Source organism: Pseudoalteromonas sp. SCSIO 43101 (assembly GCF_023650775.1).
GTDB lineage: Bacteria > Pseudomonadota > Gammaproteobacteria > Enterobacterales > Alteromonadaceae > Pseudoalteromonas > Pseudoalteromonas apostichopi.
Genome location: NZ_CP072673.1, coordinates 1,766,890 through 1,791,285, shown reverse-complemented (window position 1 = coordinate 1,791,285; position 24,396 = coordinate 1,766,890). Strand labels below are relative to the sequence as shown.

Annotated in this window: 22 protein-coding genes; 12 read left to right on the top strand and 10 right to left on the bottom strand. The window is 39.0% G+C overall.

Translation table 11 applies throughout. The features are described 5' to 3' along the window. Nucleotides 1-91 precede the first annotated feature (91 nt). The 5 genes from J8Z25_RS08390 to J8Z25_RS08370 all read left to right on the top strand — a co-directional run bounded on the left by J8Z25_RS08390 (nt 92) and on the right by J8Z25_RS08370 (nt 5,039). On the top strand, nt 92-556 hold the full coding sequence (locus J8Z25_RS08390) for an acyl-CoA thioesterase (RefSeq protein WP_054561436.1): 465 nt from the start codon (nt 92-94) through the stop codon (nt 554-556). Nucleotides 557-795: 239 nt separating this feature from the next. Then, nucleotides 796-1,368: an outer membrane beta-barrel protein gene (locus tag J8Z25_RS08385; protein WP_130051538.1), complete on the top strand. Its 573-nt coding sequence runs from the start codon at nt 796-798 to the stop codon at nt 1,366-1,368. A 99-nt stretch (nt 1,369-1,467) separates the two neighbouring features. Next, nucleotides 1,468-2,172 (top strand): tRNA (N6-threonylcarbamoyladenosine(37)-N6)-methyltransferase TrmO, encoded by a 705-nt coding sequence (gene tsaA, locus J8Z25_RS08380; protein ID WP_178926940.1) that lies wholly within the window; start codon nt 1,468-1,470, stop codon nt 2,170-2,172. 126 nt (nt 2,173-2,298) lie between these two features. Then, nucleotides 2,299-4,023 (top strand): proline--tRNA ligase, encoded by a 1,725-nt coding sequence (locus J8Z25_RS08375; protein WP_130051540.1) that lies wholly within the window; start codon nt 2,299-2,301, stop codon nt 4,021-4,023. Nucleotides 4,024-4,205: 182 nt separating this feature from the next. After that, nucleotides 4,206-5,039: a UDP-2,3-diacylglucosamine diphosphatase gene (locus tag J8Z25_RS08370; protein ID WP_178926939.1), complete on the top strand. Its 834-nt coding sequence runs from the start codon at nt 4,206-4,208 to the stop codon at nt 5,037-5,039. Here the strand turns inward: J8Z25_RS08370 and J8Z25_RS08365 are convergent. The 4 genes from J8Z25_RS08365 to J8Z25_RS08350 form a co-directional block, all read right to left on the bottom strand. Beyond that, nucleotides 5,036-8,086 carry an ATP-binding protein gene (locus tag J8Z25_RS08365; protein WP_250661970.1) on the bottom strand — a complete coding sequence of 1,017 codons (3,051 nt, stop codon included), beginning with the start codon at nt 8,084-8,086 and terminating at the stop codon, nt 5,036-5,038. The genes J8Z25_RS08370 and J8Z25_RS08365 overlap by 4 nt on opposite strands. 155 nt (nt 8,087-8,241) lie before the next feature. Continuing rightward, the gene (locus J8Z25_RS08360; protein ID WP_130051542.1) at nt 8,242-9,450 is read right to left on the bottom strand and encodes an ABC transporter permease subunit; all 1,209 of its coding nucleotides are present in this window, start codon (nt 9,448-9,450) and stop codon (nt 8,242-8,244) included. Continuing rightward, the gene (locus tag J8Z25_RS08355) at nt 9,443-10,231 is read right to left on the bottom strand and encodes an ABC transporter ATP-binding protein (protein ID WP_130051543.1); all 789 of its coding nucleotides are present in this window, start codon (nt 10,229-10,231) and stop codon (nt 9,443-9,445) included. The genes J8Z25_RS08360 and J8Z25_RS08355 overlap by 8 nt, the downstream gene beginning before the upstream one ends. Beyond that, nucleotides 10,228-11,040: a DUF3025 domain-containing protein gene (locus J8Z25_RS08350; protein WP_130051544.1), complete on the bottom strand. Its 813-nt coding sequence runs from the start codon at nt 11,038-11,040 to the stop codon at nt 10,228-10,230. The genes J8Z25_RS08355 and J8Z25_RS08350 overlap by 4 nt, the downstream gene beginning before the upstream one ends. Nucleotides 11,041-11,150: 110 nt before the next feature. Between J8Z25_RS08350 and J8Z25_RS08345 the strand changes: the two genes are divergently transcribed. Both J8Z25_RS08345 and J8Z25_RS08340 read left to right on the top strand, forming a co-directional pair. Next, nucleotides 11,151-12,776 carry a M28 family metallopeptidase gene (locus J8Z25_RS08345; RefSeq protein WP_239978073.1) on the top strand — a complete coding sequence of 542 codons (1,626 nt, stop codon included), beginning with the start codon at nt 11,151-11,153 and terminating at the stop codon, nt 12,774-12,776. Between the two features lie 71 nt (nt 12,777-12,847). Then, nucleotides 12,848-14,020, top strand: a complete 1,173-nt coding sequence (locus tag J8Z25_RS08340) for a putative manganese transporter (protein WP_250661969.1) — start codon at nt 12,848-12,850, stop codon at nt 14,018-14,020. Between the two features lie 61 nt (nt 14,021-14,081). On the opposite strand, the gene J8Z25_RS08335 is transcribed toward J8Z25_RS08340, so the two are convergent. From J8Z25_RS08335 to seqA, 6 genes are all read right to left on the bottom strand, one after another. Continuing rightward, the gene (locus tag J8Z25_RS08335; RefSeq protein WP_167657703.1) at nt 14,082-15,653 is read right to left on the bottom strand and encodes a dihydrolipoyllysine-residue acetyltransferase; all 1,572 of its coding nucleotides are present in this window, start codon (nt 15,651-15,653) and stop codon (nt 14,082-14,084) included. An 8-nt stretch (nt 15,654-15,661) separates the two neighbouring features. Beyond that, a complete protein-coding gene (locus J8Z25_RS08330; protein ID WP_130051548.1) occupies nt 15,662-16,639 on the bottom strand; it encodes an alpha-ketoacid dehydrogenase subunit beta in 978 nt (325 codons plus the stop codon). Further along, nucleotides 16,639-17,853 (bottom strand): thiamine pyrophosphate-dependent dehydrogenase E1 component subunit alpha, encoded by a 1,215-nt coding sequence (locus J8Z25_RS08325; RefSeq protein ID WP_239978104.1) that lies wholly within the window; start codon nt 17,851-17,853, stop codon nt 16,639-16,641. Before J8Z25_RS08325 ends, J8Z25_RS08330 begins: the two co-directional genes overlap by 1 nt. Nucleotides 17,854-18,122: 269 nt before the next feature. Then, entirely contained in the window at nt 18,123-19,178 is a 1,056-nt protein-coding gene (gene astE, locus J8Z25_RS08320; RefSeq protein WP_239978063.1) for a succinylglutamate desuccinylase, read from the bottom strand. A gap of 79 nt (nt 19,179-19,257) precedes the next feature. Next, entirely contained in the window at nt 19,258-20,895 is a 1,638-nt protein-coding gene (pgm, locus tag J8Z25_RS08315) for a phosphoglucomutase (alpha-D-glucose-1,6-bisphosphate-dependent) (RefSeq protein WP_250661968.1), read from the bottom strand. A 16-nt stretch (nt 20,896-20,911) separates the two neighbouring features. Further along, a complete protein-coding gene (seqA, locus tag J8Z25_RS08310; RefSeq protein WP_167657707.1) occupies nt 20,912-21,514 on the bottom strand; it encodes a replication initiation negative regulator SeqA in 603 nt (200 codons plus the stop codon). A gap of 131 nt (nt 21,515-21,645) precedes the next feature. Between seqA and J8Z25_RS08305 the strand changes: the two genes are divergently transcribed. The 5 genes from J8Z25_RS08305 to fur all read left to right on the top strand — a co-directional run bounded on the left by J8Z25_RS08305 (nt 21,646) and on the right by fur (nt 24,188). After that, entirely contained in the window at nt 21,646-22,410 is a 765-nt protein-coding gene (locus J8Z25_RS08305; protein ID WP_130051553.1) for an alpha/beta fold hydrolase, read from the top strand. A 99-nt stretch (nt 22,411-22,509) separates the two neighbouring features. Then, nucleotides 22,510-22,731 (top strand): DUF2788 domain-containing protein, encoded by a 222-nt coding sequence (locus J8Z25_RS08300; RefSeq protein WP_036968243.1) that lies wholly within the window; start codon nt 22,510-22,512, stop codon nt 22,729-22,731. 2 nt (nt 22,732-22,733) lie between these two features. Then, nucleotides 22,734-23,012 carry a LexA regulated protein gene (gene ybfE / locus J8Z25_RS08295; protein WP_004586673.1) on the top strand — a complete coding sequence of 93 codons (279 nt, stop codon included), beginning with the start codon at nt 22,734-22,736 and terminating at the stop codon, nt 23,010-23,012. Between the two features lie 14 nt (nt 23,013-23,026). Beyond that, the gene (gene fldA / locus J8Z25_RS08290; protein ID WP_130051554.1) at nt 23,027-23,554 is read left to right on the top strand and encodes a flavodoxin FldA; all 528 of its coding nucleotides are present in this window, start codon (nt 23,027-23,029) and stop codon (nt 23,552-23,554) included. A 190-nt stretch (nt 23,555-23,744) separates the two neighbouring features. Next, nucleotides 23,745-24,188, top strand: a complete 444-nt coding sequence (gene fur, locus J8Z25_RS08285) for a ferric iron uptake transcriptional regulator (RefSeq protein WP_130051555.1) — start codon at nt 23,745-23,747, stop codon at nt 24,186-24,188. Nucleotides 24,189-24,396: the final 208 nt, after the last annotated feature.

Below are 24,396 nucleotides of genomic sequence, written 5' to 3'. Positions count from 1 at the left end.
TAATTAAAATTTATCCTAAATTGCAGGGGCTTCGGCCCCTTTTTTAGGCTATGCTGAAAATGTCGTGATTTATTATAAAAGTGAGTAAAGTATGCCGTCTTCAAGTGTAACCTTTCGTTTTTTAGCTGAACCTACCGATGTAAATTTTGGCGGTAAGGTTCATGGTGGTGTGGTAATGAAGTGGATTGACCAAGCTGGTTACGCCTGTGCTGCTGGTTGGAGTGGACATTACTGCGTTACAGTCTCTGTCGCAGGCGTGAAGTTTCAGCGCCCTATTTTGGTTGGCCAAATAGTCGAAGTGAAAGCAAGTATCGCCCACACTGGTAAAACCAGCATGCAAATCTTTATTCAAGTACGCTGTGGCGATCCAAAAACACAAAACCTGGTTGAAACCAATCATTGCGTTATTAGTTTTATTGCCATGGATGAAGCGGGTTACCCAATTGAAGTGCCTTCATATACAGCAGTAACAGATGAAGAGAAGAAAATCGAAAACTATGCGATTAAAATGAAAGAGATCGCGATTGAAACAGAAACCCTTTTGCAAAAAGCGTAAAAATACAAAACAACGCGAATTTAAAATCTGCACTTAGTAACTTCTACAGAGCACCCTGAAATTGTTACGACTGCCAAACTGAATGCCTGATTACAGTTTCAACAACCTGTTCAAAAAAACGCTTAATAAAGCCTAAAAACAATACTTTAGGCTTTATTTTTGCGTTGGCATTGTCATTGCAACACTCCTTGTGAATGACGCGAAACATTCGTTTATTTATTTTATAAAGGAGCTATTAAATGATTAAAGCAATTTCAATTTCTGCACTTTCTTTAGCACTACTGGGTTTTAACAATGCAGCACATGCAGATATTACCGAAATGGATTCTCCGCGTATTTATACCGGTATCGGCTATGGCCAATATTCTTTCGAGTTTGAAGATAGCGAAAATGACACTGACTTCGATGACGACTCGCAAATGCTAAAAGGTTATATTGGTACTCAGTTTAATAAGTATCTTAGCCTTGAACTTGCATACCAAAATTTTGATGAAGTAAGTGATATCGATTCTAAAGCTGAAATTGACGGTGTTTCTCTTGCGGCACGCTTAGCAGCACCAATTACTGATAACTTTTCTGTTTATGCTAAAGGTGGTTGGCTAGAGTGGGACGCTGAAATTGAGCAAGATCTAGGCGAGCTTGGCAGCATTAGTGCTGACACAGATGGCGGCGATGTATTTTATGGTGCAGGTATTGAGTATGCTTTTACAACAAACGTGCAAGTACGTTTAGAATATGAGCGCTATAAGTTAGAAGATGACATTGACCCAGATATGGATGTAGCGTCTGTATCATTCCAATACATGTTTTAATTTAGACTATACAGTCTAAATATTTAAAAGGCAGTCTCGACTGCCTTTTTTTGTGTTTGCATGTAAAATGTCGTTAGATTTTCTTAACGACATTGCACAATGAGCGAATACCAATTAACCGCCGTCGGCCACATTCAATCTCCATACAAACAAAAGTTTGCTATACCTCGCCAACCTCGCTTGGTTCCTGAAGCTAAAGCAAAGCTAGTATTTAGTAGTGATTTTAATCGCGAAGAGTTTGTACGTGGTCTCGATGAATTCAGCCATATTTGGTTATTATTCAGATTTCATGAAACCGCTGATAAAGGCTACTCAGCAATGGTTAGACCCCCTCGCCTTGGCGGTAACGAACGAAAAGGCGTATTTGCAACACGTGCCACCTTCCGCCCAAATGCAATTGGTATGAGTGCTGTAAAACTTGAAGGTATCGAGTATAAAAATGGTCAGTTAAGCTTATTACTATCAGGTATTGATTTACTCGATGGCACACCAATTTTGGACATTAAGCCTTACCTGCCGTATTCAGATGCAATGACCGACGCCACCGCTGGTTTTGCCGATACCCGACCAGAAACAGATATGAGTGTCGAGTTTAGTGATGAAGCTCTTGCGTTTATTGACAAACAAACCGAACAACCTGAATTAAAAGCCTTTATAAGCAATGTATTAAAGCAAGATCCTCGCCCTGCATACAAAAAGCAACGTGACTCAGAGCAAAGCTACGGTATGACCTTATATGATTTTAATATTAGGTGGCATGTTCAGGATAATCATAATACAGTGACCAGCATTGAAAAATGCTAGTTTTTTAACACTTTTTTTAACACATAGCGCTTTAGTGTCAGTGCTTCCACTGGTAAACTTAGCAGCTTGTTATTACTCAAACGTCTTGAGTAAACGATAATAATTTTAACACTACTTGGAATAGAGATGCGTACCAGTCAATATATACTCGCAACACTTAAAGAAACTCCGTCTGATGCAGAAATTGTTTCTCATCAATTAATGCTACGAGCAGGCATGATCCGCCGCGTTGCGTCGGGTTTGTATACATGGTTGCCCTCTGGACTACGCGTACTTAAAAAAGTAGAAAACATTGTACGTGAAGAAATGGATAAAGCCGGCGCTATCGAAATGTTAATGCCTATTATCCAACCTGCTGATCTTTGGGAAGAGTCTGGCCGTTGGGAACAGTTTGGACCTGAATTGCTACGCATTACTGATCGCCACAATCGTCCATTTGCGCTAGGTCCAACTCATGAAGAAGTGATCACGGATTTTGTTCGTAAAGAAGTCAGCTCTTATAAGCAATTACCGCTTACTCTTTACCAAGTACAAACAAAAGTACGTGACGAAGTTCGCCCTCGTTTTGGTGTAATGCGTGCTCGTGAATTTACAATGAAAGATGCTTACTCTTTCCACTTAAGTGATGAGTGTTTAGAGAAAACCTACCAAGTAATGCACAAAGCATACTGTAACATTTTTGAGCGTCTTGGTCTTGATTATCGCCCTGTTATTGCAGATACAGGTTCTATTGGTGGTAGCGTATCACACGAGTTCCATGTCCTTGCAGAGTCAGGCGAAGATGCAATCGCATTTAGTGATGCAAGTGATTACGCTGCAAATATCGAAAAAGCAGAAGCATTAGCACCGACTGAAGAGCGCCCAGCTGCAAGTAAAGAGTTAAAAGCGTTCCCAACGCCTGATGCAAAATCAATTGCTGAGCTTAAAGAGCACTATGGTGTTAAACCTCATCGAGGCGTTAAAACATTAATCGTGTATGGCGCACCAGATGAAAACGAACAACGTGGTTTAGTTGCCCTTGTATTACGTGGCGACCATGAATTAAACGAGTTAAAAGCTGAGAAACATCCGCTTGTAGACTCACCGCTTGAAATGGCAAAAGAAGAAGACATCGTTGCAGCGATTGGTGCAAAACCTGGCTCTTTAGGCCCTGTCGGTCTATCAATGCCAATTATTGTTGATCGCACAGCTAACGTAATGGCTGACTTTGTAGCAGGTGCTAATAAAGATGGTGAACATTTCAGTGGTATCAATTGGGATCGCGATGTAGAAAACTACGAAGTGGCTGATATCCGTAATATCGTTGAAGGCGACCCAAGCCCATGTGGTCAAGGTTCACTGCAAATCAAACGAGGTATTGAAGTAGGTCATATTTTCCAACTTGGTACTAAGTACTCAGAAGCAATGAAAGCAGGCGTTTTGAGTGAAACAGGTAAAAACCAAGTAATGACAATGGGTTGTTACGGTATTGGTGTATCACGTATCGTGGCTGCCGCTATTGAGCAAAACAACGACCAATACGGTATTAAATGGCCGCAACCTATCGCGCCATTTGATTTAGCTATCGTACCTATGAATATGCATAAGTCTCATCGTATTCCTGATATTGCAGATAACCTTTACAAAGGTTTGAAAGATGCCGGTTTAGATGTGTTATTTGATGACCGTAAAGAGCGCCCTGGTGTAATGTTCAACGACATGGAGTTACTAGGTGTGCCTTTCACATTAGTTATTGGTGAGCGTAACCTTGATGAAAACAAGGTTGAGCTTAAAAATCGCCATACTGGTGAAAAGCTAATGCTTGATTTAGATAGTGCCGCTTCCGAAATTGCAGCACTTGTTAAAGGCTAATTAAGTCAGCTATACAAAATATAAAAAACCGCTTCGGCGGTTTTTTTGTTTTATTTTACCAATTCGCTTAATTAAATGTTATTGTGGATTGGGATTAATTGTCATAGATGTTTCGCTAAAGCGTCTTTTATCTGTCATTGATTCTACCTAGCATTTACTTTATTACACCATGAGTAAATGCCATGAATAACACCACTTGTAGTAGTAAAACCCACTATCCTGCCGTTTGGATTTCCGACGTTCACTTAGGTTATAAAGACTGCCAAGCGCAGTATTTACTAGACTTTTTAAATGCGATTGAATGTGATGTGTTGTATTTGGTCGGTGATATTGTCGATTTATGGTCAATGAAACGACAGTTTTTTTGGCATCCTAGTCATTATGATGTGTTAGCGCTTATTCAACAAAAAGCGAAAGATGGCACACGAGTGATCTACATACCGGGTAACCACGACGAAACCTTTCGCCATTATGCTAATGATTCATTATTCGGTATAGAAGTACATAAACAATATATTCATACAACTAAAGCCAACAAACGGTTTTTACTTTTACATGGCGACGATTTTGACTCAGCAACTCGCTACAACAAATTAATCAGCATTGCAGGCGATGCAGGATACGACTTTTTACTATTTTTAAATCGCTGGACTAATCGCATTCGCCGTTTATTTGGCGGTAATTATTGGTCATTAGCCTCTTGGATCAAAGCACGAGTGCATAAAGCACGTGAAGCAATTGATGCATTTGAAAAAGCGGCCATCCACGAAGCAAAAAAACAAGTCGTCGATGGCATCATTTGCGGGCACATTCATCACCCAGCCGTTAAAGTGGTTGATGGGATTTTGTATTGCAATGATGGCGACTGGATTGAAAACTGCACTGCATTAGTAGAAAACAGCTCTGGGCGTATTGAATTACTGCACTGGAGTGAAACACAAAAAGTGATTCACTCTGCTGATATTAATAAACTAACACCAAAAGCTGCGTTTAATAAAAACCAAGATGCAGCTTAAGACTTCAGCCACATTGATAGCTTTTTGCGCAATGTGGCTTGTTTAATTGGCTTGGTGATATAGTCGTTCATGCCAACACTCAGGCATTTTTCTCTATCACCCGCCATTGCACTTGCTGTCATAGCAATGATCACGACATCTTGGTATTTATCACCTGTTTTGCCCTGTCTGATAGCTTTAGTACAGTCATAACCATTTAAGTTTGGCATTTGGCAATCCATTAAGATCAGATCAAATTGAGTTTCGCTGTTATTCAATACCTCAATTGCTTCAAGACCATCGCTGGCTGATTCAATATGAACATGGCTATCTCTTAAAATGGCTTTGCTCACTTCTATATTAATCATGTTATCGTCGACGATAAGCACTGAACGAGATGTTAAATCAAGCTCAATAATTTCTTTAGTATCTGTATTTTTACGCTCAATAACAGAATCATTGTCATTAAATAAAACCGCGAGTTTATAGGCTAATTCATCAGGAGTGACAGGTTTTGCAATAACAGTACAATTGCTCGGTAATGTTTCTTTTTGTTTAAGTGATGTCATAACACCTAAAATTAATACACAGGTGTCGGGATAGCGATTTGCAAAACTCAACACATTGTTTAGTTCTGGATGTTTATGATCAATGATAAGTAAATCTAACTCATTAAAATCAGTTTCAGAAACATCAGTTAAATGCGTTATTTTATGACTCTGGCCTAGTGTCGCTAGTTGCAGCTCAACATTGTTAGCCAGTAATTCATAATGAATTGCACAGCCTACTTGTTTATCATTCAGTACATTGCTTTGATGCGGCACTTTTGACGACTCACTTATCGATACACAAATACTTGCCCAAAAGCGGCTGCCCTTTCCTTTTTCACTTTCAACGATAATATCACCACCCATCAACTGAGCGAGTTTTCGGCTTATTGAAAGCCCTAAACCACTGCCACCATAATGCCGTGTTGTACTTGAGTCCTCTTGGGTAAACACTTCAAACAATTTACTTTGGTTTGCTTTCGAAATACCAATACCTGTATCTTCAACAACGAAGCTTAGGCAAAGCGTATTGTCTGAATGCAGCTGTTCCTTAACCGTTAAGCTTACATGACCTTTATGTGTAAACTTAAATGCGTTACTGAGTAAATTATTGAGAATTTGTTTTAAGCGGTGGCTATCACCCATTACAGTACGCTTAGTAATAGCATGAGCATCGAACAGTATTTCAATGCCTTTTTTCTGACCTTGAACGGCCATCGATGTTATTAAATCACTGCACACTGAAACAACATCAAACTCATGACTATCTAAATCAAGTTTACCAGCTTCAATTTTAGAAAAATCGAGAATGTCATTGATCAGTGTCATCAATGAAATGGCACTGGTATTTGCATAATGTAAGTATTGCATTTGCTGAGTAGATAAAGGCTCTTCTTCGAGCATTTCCAGCATACCAAGTACCCCATTCATCGGGGTGCGGATTTCATGTGAGATATTAGCTACAAATTCACTTTTAGCTTTACTTGCTGCAAGAGCTTCTTCGGTGGCTTTTTCAAGCTCTGCTGTGCGACTTTTCACTTTTTCTTCTAATGTAGTATTAAGCTTTTCAAGTTGATGTTGAGCACACTTAAGTGAACCAATATTACGAAGTATGGCCGCTATTTGATATTGTTGTTTTGCTGCATCATAGACAGGTGTCATTGTGATCGAAAAATAATGCGTGTTTTGTTCATTAATGTGCACAGCTTCAAACGTAGATCGTTGCCCTTTTTTTATGGCTTCGCCAACCCCTTGAAAATCTTCTTCATTATAATCAAACAATGTATCAAAGTGGGTTGAATGCTCGGTGATACCAAAATACGTTTTTGCTGTTTCATTGGCATTGCAAATAACTCCATTTGGCTGAACCATAATGATAGCATCTGTCGAGTTTTCTATGATTTTACTATTCTTTTCTTTTAGAAAACTCAGCTCAATTTTTCTATTAATATCGCGTTGATAGATAGTAAATAGTATTAATACAGAAATAATCATTAAACATAAAGTGCTTATAAACCTCATACGTTTTTGATTGATTTCTTGCAGGAGTATCTCGGTTTTTATAGAAACAGCCAGAGTCAATGGCTGCATGTGAATGTCATTTTCAAACTCAATAGTTTTCTGAGCATATAATTTTTCAGGAAGATTCATTACATCAAAAAAATCATTGGCATTCATTTGTTGATCGATACTAAATTCTTCAGACCAATAATGAGGGTCGTCCAACTCAAAACTAAAGCGATACGACTCCTTTGGGTGATAAATAAATTGCTGCTGAGCATTTAAAAGATACACAGATAGCTTTTTAGCAGTATTACTTGTTAACTTATTGATAAGGTCTTCGGCATTATAGTTTAGGATCAAAACAGCAAACGGCTTACCTTCAGTGTCTTTTACAAGTTTAGCAATCCTATATGTGCTAACGTAAGGCTGTTGTAATCGTCCATTTTCACGGTTGTAGTTAATTGGTGATATATAAACTTGACCATCTTTTAGCTCTGCAGCAACTCGCATATAATCACGATGGCCTTTATGCTGTAAGTTCTCTTCACTAATTCTAATAACCTGATCGTTGACATTATCAACACGAACAACTTCTTTGCCATTGTCTGCAATATAAATATATCGCGCCTGCGCTAATTCTTTATCTGTAGTCATAAAACCACTAAAGATTTTTGCGAGGCGGTATTTCCAAGCAGAAATAGGCGTGCCTAAAACCGGATCTACCTGTTTATCATTAGTGGAACGCATTATAGCGAGTACTGGTGGGGTGGAATCTAAGAAATTAAGGGCTGAAACATTCTCTCTTAGACTTGTTTTAAACACACTTTGTTTTCTATCTAGTTCTCGCTGCATCTGTTCAAGTGCGCGGCTAAATACCTCTTCTCGAAGATCATATTCATATTTTACTGTAACAATACTGCCCAATATCAAGAGTATACAAATTGCTAGTATTGGTAGTTTGTTACGTTGGAAGAAATGCGCTGAATGTCCAGAATCCATTGAATCGAAAGCCTTCATTGCTACTCTGCTTTAGAGTATAGGAGAGAATGATAACTAAAGGGGAGTATACAGAAAAAATTTTAGTTAATAAGGATTAGTAAGGAGTTAGCCTGTTCTATATACAAATAAAGCACCAAATTGGTGCTTTATTATTAGGTAAAATCAATAAATTCTTATCTAAATAAGACATCTTCTTTATTAAACCATTTAACACAAAATGCTAATAGTGCCCCTGCCACAATTACTGTTGCTAGGAAAATTAAACCCACTAGTGTGTAATCGACTGTGCCTTTAATGATTTCTTTGATTGCCAAAGCTACATTTGTTACAGGAATAAAGGCTGTTTTGCTCGTAAGCTCAACATTCGGCATCAACGCAATCATAATTGGAAAAATTACACCTATGCTTAGCGGAGCCATATAGTTTTGTGCTTCTTTAAAAGTTCGCGCATAAATTGAAATAGCCAATGCTAATGATGAGAAGATTGCAGCAATAGGCAATAACAACACAAAAATCAGCCCTAAATCTAATACAGTTAAAGAGCTAAATGCGTTTTTAACAACCGCTAAATCTACAAAAGCAATGGCCACCGATATCCACACACCCATACTAAGAACTGTAATAGTGGTTGTCGCAATTGAAGAAGCCAGCAAGGTTACAAACTTACCTAACACTAGCTGTGTGCGCGTGATTGGTGTAAGTAGAAGGGTTTCGAGTGTACCGCGCTCTTTTTCACCAGCCCCTAAATCAATAGCAGGGTACGTTGCGCCCATCAATACGAGAGGAATAAGTAGATAAGGAATAAACCCGCCAATTTTTTCACCCAGATTTTCACGTTTATCTGCAGTATCGACCTTAACAACTTTAATTGGCTCGATAATCGCGGCTTGTTGCTGCTCTGATACGCCAAAGCTTAATAGTTTAGTAGTACGCAGTTTATCACCATACTCTTTTGCAAGTTCTTTAACGCGGTCAAATAAGAAGTTAATCGCCTTAGCGTCGTTATACACAACTTGCCACTCACTTTGTTTAGCGTTATCGAGTGTTTGCTCAGCGTCTGAAGGTAAATAGATACCCATATCGATGGTACCCGCTTTAACCGCTTTAGTGAGATCTTCTACCGTATTAAAGGTTTCGTCGCCTTTATATAATGCAAAGCTCTTATGATAAAACACCTTATCTGTAAATTCTTGCGCGTAATTACCATTAATAATGGCGTAAGTATGCACTTCTTGCTCAGCTTCGAGTGCTGCTTGTGAACTAATAAATGCCATCACAGCAAATAAAAGAGGGAAAATAGCAACTGGCAGTGCGACAACGAATATCAATGTTTTACGGTCACGTAACAGCTCTTTTAATTCCTTTTTAAATACTTCAAACATCACGACTCTCCGTTAAAATATTCATAAACGCTTGATTTAATTCCTCACTTTGACCAGTTTGTTTAAACTGTTCTAATGTGCCATCAAAGCAACTAATACCTTGATTTATAACTGCAACGCGGTCACAAAGTAAGGCAACTTCATCTAGATGGTGAGTTGAAAAAATGACTGGAGTACCTTGCTCTTTAAGGCCACGAATAAAGCTAATTACAGTTTGCGTGGTCATAATGTCTAAACCTGTCGTTGGTTCATCGAGAATTACCACGTCAGGATGATGAACAACAGCGCGAGCAATATTGGCTTTTTGCTTCATACCTGTGGAAAGGTTTTCGGCACGCTTATCAATGAAGTTGTGCATATCAAGTAAGCTGAATAGTTCATCACAACGTGCCGCTACCGCCTTTTTACTCATGCCATGTAAACGGGCAAAATATTCTACGTTTTCTTTAACCGTTAAACGCCCATATAAGCCAGTGCTACCAGATAGAAAACCAATTGATTTGCGGCCAACTAATGGCTTTTTAACAATATCGTGACCAGAGATGGTGATACTGCCTTCATCTGGTTTTAATGCTGTTGAAATCATTCTAAGGGTCGTTGTTTTACCTGCACCATTTGGGCCGAGTAAGCCGAGCACTTCACCTTTATTACATTTAAAGCTGACGTCTCTTACAGAATGGAAAAACTCTTTATCTTCGCGGGGGTCTACATTGTCCGTTTTATTTTTTTTATGATCTTTTGTTAGCTTAAATTTCTTTTTAAGCCCTGCAACTTCAATCATGTGCGTTTCCTTCGTTTAGGTCTAAAGTAATCAGTGTTACTGTAAAATTCTGGATTTTCATTTTCAGTCCACCACCCTGGTACACCTAACAAGGGTAATGGAGATAAATTCTTATTATCACGTAAACAATCATCTACTTTAATCATCTCATAAAGACGTTGATCTAGATACGCATATTGCTCGCTTAAATCTTTACAAAATATGTCATTGGGTACAATTACAAATAATGCTTTCCCTGTTAAACCTATATAAGGCTGAGTGAGCATCTCGTAGTTAGCATGGCCGAACATGAACGGGCGAATATTTTTACCCCACTGCTCACGTTGTGTAACAAATGCTTGATGCCATTGATGATCGCGTAATTGTTGTTGCCAACTTTGTTCGGTAATTGCCAGTACTACACCACATTCGTCGAATAAGGTGAGAGCATTACGGTGTTTACTGCGCTCTTTTAGACCATGCAGTTTAATTTCTTCGATATGTTGATGATTTATCAGTGCTTTTGTTTTTGGAAATAAACACCAAATAAATCCACCAAAAAGGTCGTGCCAATTTTGTTGTCTTGTTGGTACTTGCCCTGTTTCATAAATAATTTGCTCATAATAACGAGTTTCGTCGGCAAATTTTTCATCCTCTACAAAGCTTATTACTGTGCCTTGTGTTGTTTTGGCATTTAAATATTGATTAAACCAGTCACAAGACGGCCAATTCGATAATTTGTCAATATTAAACAGCGTTGCTAGGTCACTAAATGCACCGGTTGTAAGGTATTGTGTTGACCATTGCTCTGGTGCGCTAAATCGTTTCATTGCTTATTTTTTAACTTCTTGATGTATTGTGGGTAGTTTACCGTAAAAACTGGTTCTCATTAATAGAACCTCATATACTAATGCCACCATAAAACAAAAAAAGAGCTATTATGAAACGCTATTTTCCAATGACAGTACTTGCAAGTACCATTCTTGCAGGCTGTGCTTCAACAAGTATCACATCAGGTGATGTAGAAAAAGCCTATCAAAGCATCAACTCAGAGCAACTAGCAGAGCACATTAAAGTGTTAGCTTCTGATGAATTCGGCGGCCGTGCACCATCATCGAAAGGTGAAGAGCTAACGCTTGCCTATTTAACTGACCAATTTAAAGCATTGGGTTTTGAGCCTGGTAACGGTGATAGCTTCTTGCAAGAAGTACCGCTTGTTTCACTTGAAGCAGACTCAAACATGGTACTTACCATTGGCGGCAAAGATTATCAGTATAAAAAAGATATGGTAATGGGTAGTAGCCGTATTAGTGCTAAACAAAGCATTAAAGATTCTGAATTAGTATTTGTTGGTTATGGTGTAAATGCGCCAGAGTACAACTGGAACGACTACGAAGGCTTAGACGTAAAAGGCAAAACAGTTGTAATGCTAGTTAATGATCCAGGTTATGCAACTAAAAACCCAGATTTATTTACTGGCGACGCCATGACTTATTATGGTCGCTGGACATACAAATATGAAGAAGCAAGTCGTCAAGGTGCAGCTGGTGCAATTATTATCCACGAAACAGCACCAGCTTCTTACCCATGGTCAGTTGTTGAAAACTCTTGGAGCGGTGAGCAATTTGGTTTCCAAAAAGAAAATAACAACATGGATCGTGTTGCTGTTGAAGGCTGGGTAACAACTGATGTTGCCAAAGAGCTATTCACAAAAGCAGGTTTAGATTTCGATACTATGAAAGCAAATGCTGCAAAAGGTGCTTACCATATTGATATGGGCGACCTAACAGCTAGCGTTGAAGTAAATAACACGATTAAAAAGTCAATTTCATATAACTTCATTGCAACGTTACCTGGCAGCGAAAAGCCAGACGAGCACATCATTTACTCAGCTCATTGGGATCACCTTGGTACAGATAAAACACGTAAAGGTGACCAAATTTATAATGGTGCCCACGATAACGCGACAGGTACTGCAGGCTTAATTGAAGTTGCAGAAGCATTTGCTAGCCTTCCTGAGCACCCTAGCCGCTCAATGACTTTCTTAGCAGTAACCGCTGAAGAACAAGGTCTACTTGGATCAAAATATTACGCTGCAAACCCAGTGATCCCAGCTTCTCAAACTGTTGCAAACATCAACATGGATAGCTTAAATCTATTAGGTAAAGTGAAAGATATCAGTGTTGTTGGTATCGGCAAATCAGAAATGGATAGCTTGTTAGAAACAGCTGCTAAAGCACAAGGCCGAACTGTATCTGGCGATCCTAAACCGTCTTCGGGTGGTTACTATCGTTCTGATCACTTTGCATTTGCAAACATGGGTGTACCAGCAATGTATGCTGGCGGCGGCAGTGAAGCCCTTGATGAAGAAACTGCAAATTACCGTAAGCGTATGAGCTTAGTTCTTCGCGGTTGTTACCATCAGCCTTGCGATCGTTACCGTGATGAATGGGATTTATCAGGTGCCGTTCAGGATCTTCAGTTATTCTATCAAGTAGGTTTTGATATTTCAGAGCGTAAAGAATGGCCGACCTGGAATGCGAGCTCTGAGTTTCAACGCAAATAGATGCAAATGAGATTGATTTTCATTTAAATCGGTAATACAGTGTAACCTGATTAATTTTTAGGTTGCACTGTATGCTCTCATTAACACAAACGAGGTATTCCACCCATAAAGCGAGGTGTTATATTACGGACAATAAACGCTTATTTTTACCCCTATTATTGCTAATTTCTTTGGCAATACCAGCAAGCCGTGAGTTTACCCTCCAAGCGTTAAGTGATGCTTTTTTTCAAGTATCTGTGTTTGTTGCAGCCACTTTATTAATCTATTACTACTTGATTGATCGGCTACCTCAATTACAGCTCAGCTATTTACGAGCTAAATCAGGCATCCTAGAAATCGGTTTTGCGTCAATCTTAGGTGCTTTACCTGGCTGTGGAGGTGCCATTATTGTAGTTACCCAATTTACCAAAAAACAAGCTAGCTTTGGCTCTGTGGTCGCAGTATTAACAGCAACCATGGGTGATGCTGCATTTTTGTTATTAGCAACCCGCCCTCTTGATGGGTTATTAATGATGGTAATCGGTGTTAGTGTAGGCGTAATTAGCGGACAGGTGGTTAATACATTTCATAAATCAGATAAGTTTCAACCTACGCAGGCCAGTGACTTCAGCGAACAACCTCAATGCCAACCAAAAGCTTTAATATTTAGCCGCCCGGTTTGGAAATTTGCCTTAATGCCAAGCTTGATTGTTGCTATTGTTATTGCCACCAATACCGACCTTAGCGTATTTGGTAATGGTATTAATCATGGCATTACCCTATTTGGTTCAATCATGGCGCTATTTACTGTAGTTGTATGGGCTCTTTCATCTAAAGGCAGCAGTTATAAACAAGTGACCAGCGAAGAAGCTCCATGCAATCCACCTTCAAAGCTCACGAAAGTGTTAATGGACACGCACTTTGTTACAGCATGGGTTGTCGCCAGTTTCATGCTATTTGAAGTTTTAGTTAATTTGCTAGGTGTTGATTTAAAAGCATGGTTTTCTGAATATGCTTATCTTGCTCCCTTGGTAGCTGTAGCAATAGGTTTGTTACCAGGCTGTGGGCCGCAAATTGTCGTAATGACACTTTATATTCAAGGCATTATCCCATTTAGTGCGATGGCAGCAAATGCAATATCAAATGATGGCGATGCTCTCTTCCCAGCCATCGCATTAGCACCAAAAGCAGCTTTAATGGCGACAGTCTATTCAACAATACCTGCGCTGTTACTCGGTTATGGATTGTACTATTACGGTCTTTAAAATATAAATTAAATACTATAAAAAAAACCAGCCGAGGCTGGTTTTTTATTTATTAATAATGTTAGCTCATAGCCATCATCATTTTTGCAGGATCTTCTAAATAAGACTTCCACAAGTTATTGAAGCGGGCAATTGTTCCGCCATCAATCACTCGATGGTCGCCAGACCAGCTTACTTGCATAATGGCTGCTGAAACCACATTACCCTGTTCGTCAAAACGAGGTAAATGTTGTAACTTACCTAATGCAACAATGGCCACTTCTGGTTTATTGATGATCGGGGTTGCAATTGTGCCGCCAATAGCACCAATGTTAGAGATACTAATTGTACCGCCTTTTAAATCATCTGGTGATACACGTCCATCCCGTGCAGCTTCAGTTAAGCGCGTAACTTCATTTGCAACATCAACAATACTCTTTGACTGACATGCTTTAACATTTGGTACTAATAAGCCAATCTTAGAATCAACCGCCATACCAATGTTATGGTCGTCAAAATAAGTCAGCTCACTACAATCATCATTCACTTGTGAGTTAAGTACTGGGAACTGCTTCATTGCAAGCGATAGAGCTTTGATAAAGAATGGCATCATAGTTAACTTAACGCCCTGTTGCTTATACTGCTCTTTAAGTTCGCTTCGCATAGCAATCAATTTTGTCAGGTCAATTTCGTCACAAAAAGTAAAATGCGGAATTGTCGATACTGACGCAACCATTTGCTTAGCCATTGCCGCTTTAATGCCTTTAATAGGCTCAACATGACTACCACCAGCTGTGGATGCTGCAGTTTTTACAGGCTCTGCCGCTTTAGGAACAGCTTGTTGTGTTACTGCTTGGCTTGGTGATTCGTTCAAGAAATCTTCGATGTCTTGCTTGTAAATTCGGCCATTTTTACCAGAGCCTGGTACTTGCGTTAAATCTACATCAAGTTCACGTGCTTTACGACGAACAGCTGGTGAAGCAACTGCTTTCTTATTAAGTTGTTTAGTCTCATTTGATGCAGACACATGCTTTTGTGCTTGCTTAGTCGCTGCATTTGTTTGCGCTTTAACTACCGCAGAGCTTACATCAGGCTCTGAGTTTTGGCCTACAATGCTCATTTGGAATAATGGACTGTGAACAGCGGCAATATCGCCTTTCTTATAATAAAGCTTTTCAACTTTACCTGTATATTTAGCCGGAATTTGAACCAATGCTTTGTCTGTCATTACATCACACACAGCTTGGTCTTCAACGATTTCATCACCTTCGCTGACTAACCACTCAACGATTTCACACTCAACAATACCTTCACCGATGTCAGGTAAAATGAAATCTTCTAAATGTTCACCAGATTCAGGTATTGCGGCTGCTTCAACTGGAGCTTGAGCTTCTTCGTTTTGCGTAGGTGCTTCACCATCAACATCCATCGCAAATAATGGTGCATGTACTTTAGCAATATCACCTTTTGCATAATAAAGCTTACTGATCACACCATCATGGACAGCTGGAATTTGCACAAGCGCTTTGTCGGTCATGACGTCACAAATTGGCTGATCTTCTTTTACAGAATCGCCCTCTGCAACTAACCATTCAACAATTTCACATTCTACGATGCCTTCGCCGATATCTGGCAAGATAAAATCTTTAGACATACTGACTCCTAAAACTCTACAGATTGCTTAATCGCAGCAAGCACTTTAAGTGCATCTGGCACATATTCTTTTTCAAGTGCTAATGGGTATGGCGTATCTAAACCACACACTCGAGCAATTGGCGATTCAAGGTGTAAGAAACACTCTTGTTGAATTGTTGCAACGATTTCTGCACCAAAACCATTTGTGATTGGCGCTTCGTGGCTAACCACTAAACGACCGGTTTTGGTTACTGATTTAGCGATTGTCTCAACATCCCACGGTAAAATAGTTCGTAAGTCGATGACTTCACAACTAATTCCTTGCTCTGCTGCTTTTTTAGCGGCATCTTCAACGATTTCCATTTGTGCACCCCAAGCAAGCAAAGTAACATCAGTACCCTCTTGAATGACTTCTGCTTTACCAAGCTCGATGCTGTAATCCTCTTCTGGTACCTCACCTGTTGATGCACGGTATAAGCGTTTTGGCTCAAAGAAAATAACTGGGTTATCATCTTTAATTGATGCACGAAGCAAACCTTTTGCTTGATAAGGGTTACGTGGCACTACAAGTTTCAAACCCGGTGTATGAGCAAAATAAGCTTCCGGTGATTGTGAATGATATAAACCACCCGCAATACCACCGCCATAAGGAGTACGAATTGTTAGGTTGCCTACATTAAATTCATTACCACTACGGTAACGGAATTTAGCAGATTCATTTACGATTTGGTCAAATGCAGGAAAAATATAATCTGCAAATTGAATTTCAGCTAAAGCAGGCGCACCAAAAGCAGCTAGACCATTAGCAAATCCTAAAATACCTTGCTCAGTTAATGGTGTATTAAACACACGGTGCTTACCATATTTTTCTTGTAAGCCAGATGTTGCACGGAATACACCACCAAAATAGCCAACGTCTTCACCAAAAATACATGCATTTGGATGCTCTGCCATGGTGATATCAAGGGCAGAGTTAATTGCATGAAGCATGTTCATTTTAGCCATTACTTTAATCTCCCTGCAGTTGTTGGATAAGCATCAGGATGCTGCAAAATGTGCTCTTTTAATTCTTCGTATTGTTTTTGCAGTGATGGAATTGGCTTATCATAAACATCAGAAATAAGATCTTCTAATGCTGGTTTTGCAACTTTTTCAGCGCGTTTAAGAGCCGCTAAGATTTCTTCACGGATTGTTTCTTTATCTTTTGCGTCTTGCGCTTCGTCTAACCAACCTTGTTTTAATAACCACTTACGGAAACGCTCAATTGGACAGCCTTTATGTTTTGCTTCTTCGTCTTTTGTACGGTAGCCGCTAGGATCGTCACTGGTTGAGTGAGCACCTAAACGATAGGCAATCGATTCAATTAAAACTGGTTCACCTTTGGTAGTAGCAATTTCACGGGCTTTTTTCGTTGCAGCATAAACTGCAAGCGCATCAGCACCGTCAACACGAATTGTTTTAATGCCATAGCCAACACCGCGTGATGCAATACCATCACCTTTAAATTGTTCATCTGCAGGTGTTGATATCGCATAGCCATTATTACGTGCAAAGAAGATAACCGGTGCTTCATGAACTGCAGCCATATTTAAACCAGCATGAAAATCACCTTCAGATGCCGCACCTTCGCCAAAATAACAAATGGTGATGTTATCAATCGTACTGTTCAACTCACCTGTTTGGGCATCAATGTGACGAACTTTTTGACCATACGCATAACCTGTTGCTTGCGGAATTTGCGTACCAAGCGGAGATGAAATGGTCATATAGTTGAGTTCGCGTGAGCCGTAGTGAATTGGCATTTGGCGACCTTTACCCAAATCTTTTTCGTTTGAAAACATTTGGTTCATGAATTGGTCTAGGCTAAAACCACGATAGCGTAAAGCGGCTTGTTCACGGTACTGTGCCATGATCATGTCATTTTGGTCAAGCGCTGCAGCCGATGCCGTTACAGCAGCTTCTTCACCTAAGCATTGCATGTAAAAGCTAACTCGACCTTGACGCTGTGCTGCTTGCATACGCTCATCAAGCGCTCTAATAAAACGCATTGTCTCGTATAAACGGATTGCTGTTGCTTTGTCGATATCGGGTGCGGTTGCACCTTCGTGGATGTCGCCTTCCTCATTAAGAATGCTTAATGTAGGGATCGTTAATGCGTGACCATCAATAAATGACAGTTCATGATTAATGTTTAGCGATACGTTATTTGGATTACTCATAACCTACCTTCTTTCGTTGTCAGAAACCTACGCCACTGCCCTTATTTCTATTTTTATCAGCATGAGCTGTAAGGATAAAGTTTGCGTAATATTCAATCTAATTAAATTAAACTGCCGTCACTTTACGTTAACGTAAGTTGTTATTCAACTAATCATAGACGAATAGGTGATAAATGGCTAAAAACGCATGGAAAGTTAACTATACAACGAATTAAATCCTTTATTGTCATATAGTTAACTAAAAATCGGTGGGTGATAATGCAGAGATTTTAAATAAAGTTGCTATCAACTTGCATTGGTACAACTGTAAGTAAAGCACGTTGACCTAAGGCTACATCAGCATTTGGGAAGATAATAGCTTCGCCGTCCACTTCCGCTTCATATCTGGTCTGACCATCAGTTGCTAATAAATCCCCCTTTGCAAAACCGGTGAAATTTTCGACATCATCAGCAAATGGGAAACTAAAATCTTCGCAAGTACGGTTTATTGTTCTATAAACTGAAAACAACTCAAAATCCCCTGCATTAAATTCTTTGTAATTAACAGTTTCCTGACTAATTAATGCAATTAATGTTTGTTTGGTTTTCTCAAATCGTGACATATCATTTTCGCCAAATGGCTTTACTTGACCAAGCTCTACGGTAAATGAATCAGCACCATGTACAAACGATGAGTAGTAGCTAAAAGTTGTTGCCGCTGATTTCATCATTAATACAGTGTTTACACCACAGCTAAGTAAGAATTGCAGCTGTGATTTTTTCCACGGTTTACCATGTAAGAATGGATACACAGCGAACTTTTCATTTTTAGAGCCTCGAATTGCAGTATGTAGGTCATAATGAAAACGTTCACTACCTTGGTTGCCTCTTGCAAAGAAATCAGAAACTACATCTTCAAGTAGCTTTGCACGAACTCGCTCAGGATTTGAATCAACCCCCTCAACAGTGTGATGACCATTAAATAAACGATTTAAGTTTTCATCAACAAAGCGTTTACCGATATTTATCGATTTTGGATTACCAAAAATAAACAATACACGCTGTTTAAGTACAAGTTCTTGTGTAATGATTGCCTTGATTAATTGGTCACAGATTTCAATTGGTGCTGTTTCGTTACCGTGCACCGCACTCGAAAGTACAATATCTTTGTTTGTTTGCTCTTTTGGTTGAAACTCTATGATGCCAGTATCGTGAACTGTAACATCAGTGCCGTTTTCAAGGTTAAAAACACAAGAATCTAGTGAAAATTCATTGTTTCGGGTTAGTGTTAAAAAGTCGCCAGTACTTTTTAATTTTTGGAGATATGAAGGAGTTGAATAGCTCATAGTTCTATCCTAAAAATACGTGAGAGTAGAATACAAAAACGGCTGAGAATCTCAGCCGTTTTAAAGGGTAAAAAAGAATTTAGCTAATTACTGAATCAACCAGCTTTTTCGCTTCTTTTTCTAATAATGCTAGATGCTCTTCACCTTTGAATGATTCAAGGTAAATTTTATAAATGTCTTCAGTGCCCGATGGACGAGCAGCGAACCAACCGTTTTCGGTAACAACCTTCAAACCACCAATAGCCGCATTATTACCCGGTGCATGGGTTAGCTTCTGTGTAATTGCATCGCCTGCTAACGTGTTTGCTTTTACATCGTCTGCTGATAACGCTTTTAAACGTGATTTTTGCTGCGCATCAGCAGGGGCATCAATACGCTTGTAAATAGGTGCACCGAACTCTTGTTCAAGCTCTTTATAAAGCTGTGACGGTGTTTTACCCGTTACCGCTAAAATCTCAGCAGCTAGTAAGCCTAAAATAAAGCCATCTTTATCAGTGTTCCACACGGTACCATCGAAGCGTAAAAAAGACGCCCCTGCACTTTCTTCACCCCCAAAAGCGAGAGTACCTTTGCTTAGACCTTCAACAAACCATTTAAAGCCTACAGGTACTTCTTTTACTTCACGGTTATTTCGAGTAACCACTTTATCAATCATGCCGCTAGATACTAGGGTTTTGCCAATAGCAACATCTTTTGACCAGTTACGGTTATTTAATAAATAGTCAATTGCAACTGCTAAAAAGTGATTTGGGTTCATTAAACCATCAGGTGTCACTATACCGTGACGGTCGTAATCTGGGTCATTTCCAATACCGATATCATAGTCATCTTTTAGCGCAATAAGGTTAGTCATTGCATAAGGAGATGAACAATCCATACGAATTTTGCCATCTTTATCTAAAGGCATGAACGAGAACGTTGGATCAACAGACTTATTTACGACCGTTATGTCTAAATTATATTTTTCTGCAATTACAGGCCAAAAATTGATACCTGAACCACCTAAAGGATCCACACCTATTTTGATTTTTGCATCGCTGATTGCTTTTAAATTAACGATGTTAACTAAATCATCTACGTATGGTGTAATTAAATCTTGGTACTTAATAAAGCCCGAGCGTGATGCTTTAGCATAAGGGAATAACTCTACTTCAACTAAATCTTCTAAAAGTAATTGATTCGCTCTGTCTTCAATCCATTTAGTCACATCAGTGTCAGCAGGGCCACCGTTTGGTGGGTTGTATTTAAAGCCACCGTCTTCTGGCGGGTTATGTGAAGGTGTTACAACAATCCCATCTGCTAATTCATTTGGGTTTTCTTTATTATGACAAACAACAGCATGACTGATTACAGGAGTTGGTGTGTAATCATCATTTTCTTGTGCGATGACTTGTACTTCGTTTGCAACAAGTACTTCAATTGCAGAGTTAAAAGCGGCTTCACTCAATGCATGGGTATCTTTACCAAGGAATAGTGGGCCAAAAATGTTATTTTCTTTACGGTAATCACAAATTGCTTGTGTGATCGCTAAAATATGCGATTCATTAAATTTTACATCGAACGAACAACCACGATGGCCAGAAGTACCAAAAGCAACACAGTGCTCTGGGTTTTGTTCCAGATCAGGTTCATTTAAGTAATAAGCCGAGATCAGTTTTGGTACATTCACTAAGCTTGATTGCGTTGCAGGTTTACCTGCATCAGGATGAATCGCCATATTATTTCCTTATGGATTATAAGTAATCACGAATTTTTTCTGCTTCATCCGCGCTATAGCCTAAGCACAGTGCCACTTCGTGAAGCATCATTTTTTTTCTGGTTGTATTTGAATTTGTCATCACCCAATACTCAGTATCAGTGATATTTTTTGGATTCATGCTGCTACCGCTTTCAAGAAGTGCTTCTTTGCTTGTAGCAAAATAAACACGGTCACGGCCTTTAATTTCAAGTACGTTAGCAAAATCTTTCTTATGCGTTCTGTATAAAGCAGCAAGTATAAATAAGAATCGACCAACAACACCTTTTTGCATTGCTAGCTCTTCTTTGTTTAATACATTAAACACATTACCTTTCACTTGTGTCGATGCTGTGACAGTTTCAGCAGCCTCGTCAACATTTTCGTCGCTTGGTTCGAGACTTGATTCTTGTTTTGCTTCTTCTTTTACTTCAACAACTGGGTGTTCTTGTTCAGTTTTAGTAGTTGTTTCAACTGGGGCATTGGCGCCATCAGAGAGGTTTAATAAACGACGTAAAATGGTTGATGCACTTTCACCAATACTTTGCGTGTTGCTTGCAATGTATTGATATAACTCGTCGTCTATGTCGATTTTTTTCATGTTATTCCTGTCTTTACGGGTCACATTTTAAAAGTTCTCAATGATTATACCTAAGCTAGCAGCAATTCTCTATGTTTTGCATTTTGTAATTTCACTAGGCAAAATACTGCCATTAAAATTAGGAGTTGAAAATGCTATTAAACTACCAACAATTGGGTCAAGGTTCAGACGTTGTATTGATCCATGGTTTGTTTGGCTCGCTTGAAAACCTCAATGTAATTGCAAAAGCCTTAGCTGAAAATTACCGGGTTACCAATATTGATTTACGTAACCACGGTAGATCTTTTCACAGTGATACAATGAATTATCACGCAATGGCTAATGATGTTAGTGAATTACTAAAACATTTAAATATAAGTAAGGCTCACATCATTGGGCATTCAATGGGTGGTAAAGTTGCCATGCAATTAGCACTTAATCATCCGTCGCTCATCGATAAACTTGTGGTGTTAGACATTTCTCCTGTTGCCAATGCCCCCCGTCATAGCGCTATTTTTTCAGGCCTCAATGAGGTGGCAGAGTCAAATGTAGCTGATAGAAAAGCCGCTGATGAGATTCTTGCAAAACACATTGATGAGATGGGTGTCCGTCAGTTTTTATTGAAAAGTTTTGCTAAGAATGACGAAGGCAAATACCAATGGCGCTTTAATTTAGCGGTTTTATATCAGCAGTATGAAAATATTTTAGCGCGAGTTGGTGAAAATGATTCTTGTTTATGTGATACTTTGTTCATCAAAGGTAATGATTCAGATTACATTTTAGCTGAGCATCGACCCGCAATTATGGCTTTATTTCCTAATGCTAAAGCAAAAATTATTCATGGTGCAGGTCATTGGCTACATGCGCAAAAACCACTTGCCGTTAATAAAGCAATCAGCGATTTTTTAGCACAATAATTGCGCTGATAAAATTCGCTGTTTTTGATCGTGCGCACTAAATTATTACAAATTTTTGTGCTATAGTACGCGCCGTTTAATTTAAAGGTTTATACGTTGATGGTCAGTCAGTTAATTAACGAATTTGATACCTTAGGGTTGTATTTTGGCTTAGCTGGTATTTTCTTTTTTATTGGAATGGCAATTCAAGATGTCCTTAAAAAAGGTGATGTACCACGATTTGGCCGATACATCGTTTGGTTAGTGCTATTTTTAGGCTGTTCTGGGTTTATAGCGAAAGGGCTTATTCAAGTCTTCTGGCAAGGCGCAGGTGTGGGCTAGACATGGCAAAGTCAGAAACAGATAGAACAACACCCGATTTATTTGAATACGAAAAACGTCCAGGTAGACCTAAAACGAATCCCCTACCTCGTGACATGCAATTAAAAGTAAATAAACGTAATCAAATAAAGCGAGATAAAGCACGTGGTTTAAAGCGTGTAGAATTTAAGGTTTCATCACAGTTATATCAAGCATTAAGCGATATGGCAGATGCGCAGAATATTAGCCGTAGCGCGTTGATTGAAACAATTTTACAAGAAAGATTGGCTATTGATAGATAGAAGGTTTTAAATCCATGTCAAGCGTAGGTATTTTTTTCGGAAGTGACACAGGCAATACTGAACATGTAGCTAAAATGATTCAAAAGGAATTAGGTAAAAAGCTAGTTGCAGTTCATGACATTGCAAAAAGTTCAAAAGAAGAGATTGCTGAATTCGATTTATTGTTATTCGGTATTCCAACTTGGTACTACGGTGAAGCTCAATGTGACTGGGATGACTTCTTCCCTGAATTAGAAGAAGTTGACTTTGAAGGTAAACTAGTGGCTATCTTCGGCTGCGGTGACCAAGAAGACTATGCTGAATACTTCTTAGATGCAATGGGTATGATCAACGATATCGTAACTGAGCGTGGTGCAATCGTTGTTGGTCATTGGTCTACAGAAGGTTATGACTTTGAAGCATCAAAAGCTCTTATAGATGACAGCAATTTTGTTGGCTTAGGTATTGATGAAGACCGTCAACCAGAACTTACAGAAAAGCGTGTTAAAGACTGGTGTGCTCAGGTTTATGAAGAAATGTGTTTAGCAGAACTTGCTGATTAATAACAAGTACTACTCGCATTTACTAGCTGATGTAAAGATGCACAACCAGTTCATTTTTGTTCAAAAAAACAGCAACAAGACGAATTGTTCTTTGCACTTAGTAACTAGGCACGTTATTCTAACAGTTGCTAATGTGTCGTGTGCATCTTAATGATGCCTAGTATAACTAAATAAAATTGAGACAGATTGAATGACTGATCACAACTTGGAATTAAAAAAAGCAGGGTTAAAAGTAACACTGCCTCGTATTAAAATTTTAGAGATTTTACAATCTCCAGACAACCAACACATCAGCGCTGAAGATGTCTATAAAATTCTTTTAGACAAAGGCGAAGAGATTGGTCTTGCAACTGTCTACCGTGTTCTAAATCAATTTGATGATGCAGGTATTGTATCTCGCCACCACTTCGAAGGCGGAAAATCAGTATTTGAATTATCGGGTAGCACTCACCATGATCATTTAGTTTGCCTTAAATGTGGTAAGGTTGTTGAGTTTGAAGACGACACTATCGAACGTCGTCAAGAAGAGATCGCCAAAGAGAATGGCATCAAACTAACAAACCACTCTCTTTACCTATACGGTGAATGTGAAGACACTGCTGCGTGTAAAGAATTCGCTGAATCAAATAGCTAATTGAGTATTAAATTCAGACATAAAAAAACCTGCTTAAAAGCAGGTTTTTTTATGTCTGAATAGCAACTCGTTTAATTAAGTAATCTATTTTGAGGCAATAAAAACATCGTTGATAAAAGGCAAAAAATCATTATTTAGTTGTTCTAAATGAGAAATTTTAACGCAGTTAGCGATAGATTTAACCCTTAAAATGACCAAGTATTATTAC

Coding starts and splice junctions, on each gene's coding strand:
- J8Z25_RS08390 (WP_054561436.1), top strand. CDS start 92: ATGCCGTCTTCAAGTGTAACCTTTCGTTTTTTAGCTGAACCTACCGAT.
- J8Z25_RS08385 (WP_130051538.1), top strand. CDS start 796: ATGATTAAAGCAATTTCAATTTCTGCACTTTCTTTAGCACTACTGGGT.
- tsaA (WP_178926940.1), top strand. CDS start 1,468: ATGAGCGAATACCAATTAACCGCCGTCGGCCACATTCAATCTCCATAC.
- J8Z25_RS08375 (WP_130051540.1), top strand. CDS start 2,299: ATGCGTACCAGTCAATATATACTCGCAACACTTAAAGAAACTCCGTCT.
- J8Z25_RS08370 (WP_178926939.1), top strand. CDS start 4,206: ATGAATAACACCACTTGTAGTAGTAAAACCCACTATCCTGCCGTTTGG.
- J8Z25_RS08365 (WP_250661970.1), bottom strand. CDS start 8,086: ATGAAGGCTTTCGATTCAATGGATTCTGGACATTCAGCGCATTTCTTC.
- J8Z25_RS08360 (WP_130051542.1), bottom strand. CDS start 9,450: ATGTTTGAAGTATTTAAAAAGGAATTAAAAGAGCTGTTACGTGACCGT.
- J8Z25_RS08355 (WP_130051543.1), bottom strand. CDS start 10,231: ATGATTGAAGTTGCAGGGCTTAAAAAGAAATTTAAGCTAACAAAAGAT.
- J8Z25_RS08350 (WP_130051544.1), bottom strand. CDS start 11,040: ATGAAACGATTTAGCGCACCAGAGCAATGGTCAACACAATACCTTACA.
- J8Z25_RS08345 (WP_239978073.1), top strand. CDS start 11,151: ATGAAACGCTATTTTCCAATGACAGTACTTGCAAGTACCATTCTTGCA.
- J8Z25_RS08340 (WP_250661969.1), top strand. CDS start 12,848: ATGCTCTCATTAACACAAACGAGGTATTCCACCCATAAAGCGAGGTGT.
- J8Z25_RS08335 (WP_167657703.1), bottom strand. CDS start 15,653: ATGTCTAAAGATTTTATCTTGCCAGATATCGGCGAAGGCATCGTAGAA.
- J8Z25_RS08330 (WP_130051548.1), bottom strand. CDS start 16,639: ATGGCTAAAATGAACATGCTTCATGCAATTAACTCTGCCCTTGATATC.
- J8Z25_RS08325 (WP_239978104.1), bottom strand. CDS start 17,853: ATGAGTAATCCAAATAACGTATCGCTAAACATTAATCATGAACTGTCA.
- astE (WP_239978063.1), bottom strand. CDS start 19,178: ATGAGCTATTCAACTCCTTCATATCTCCAAAAATTAAAAAGTACTGGC.
- pgm (WP_250661968.1), bottom strand. CDS start 20,895: ATGGCGATTCATCCTGATGCAGGTAAACCTGCAACGCAATCAAGCTTA.
- seqA (WP_167657707.1), bottom strand. CDS start 21,514: ATGAAAAAAATCGACATAGACGACGAGTTATATCAATACATTGCAAGC.
- J8Z25_RS08305 (WP_130051553.1), top strand. CDS start 21,646: ATGCTATTAAACTACCAACAATTGGGTCAAGGTTCAGACGTTGTATTG.
- J8Z25_RS08300 (WP_036968243.1), top strand. CDS start 22,510: ATGGTCAGTCAGTTAATTAACGAATTTGATACCTTAGGGTTGTATTTT.
- ybfE (WP_004586673.1), top strand. CDS start 22,734: ATGGCAAAGTCAGAAACAGATAGAACAACACCCGATTTATTTGAATAC.
- fldA (WP_130051554.1), top strand. CDS start 23,027: ATGTCAAGCGTAGGTATTTTTTTCGGAAGTGACACAGGCAATACTGAA.
- fur (WP_130051555.1), top strand. CDS start 23,745: ATGACTGATCACAACTTGGAATTAAAAAAAGCAGGGTTAAAAGTAACA.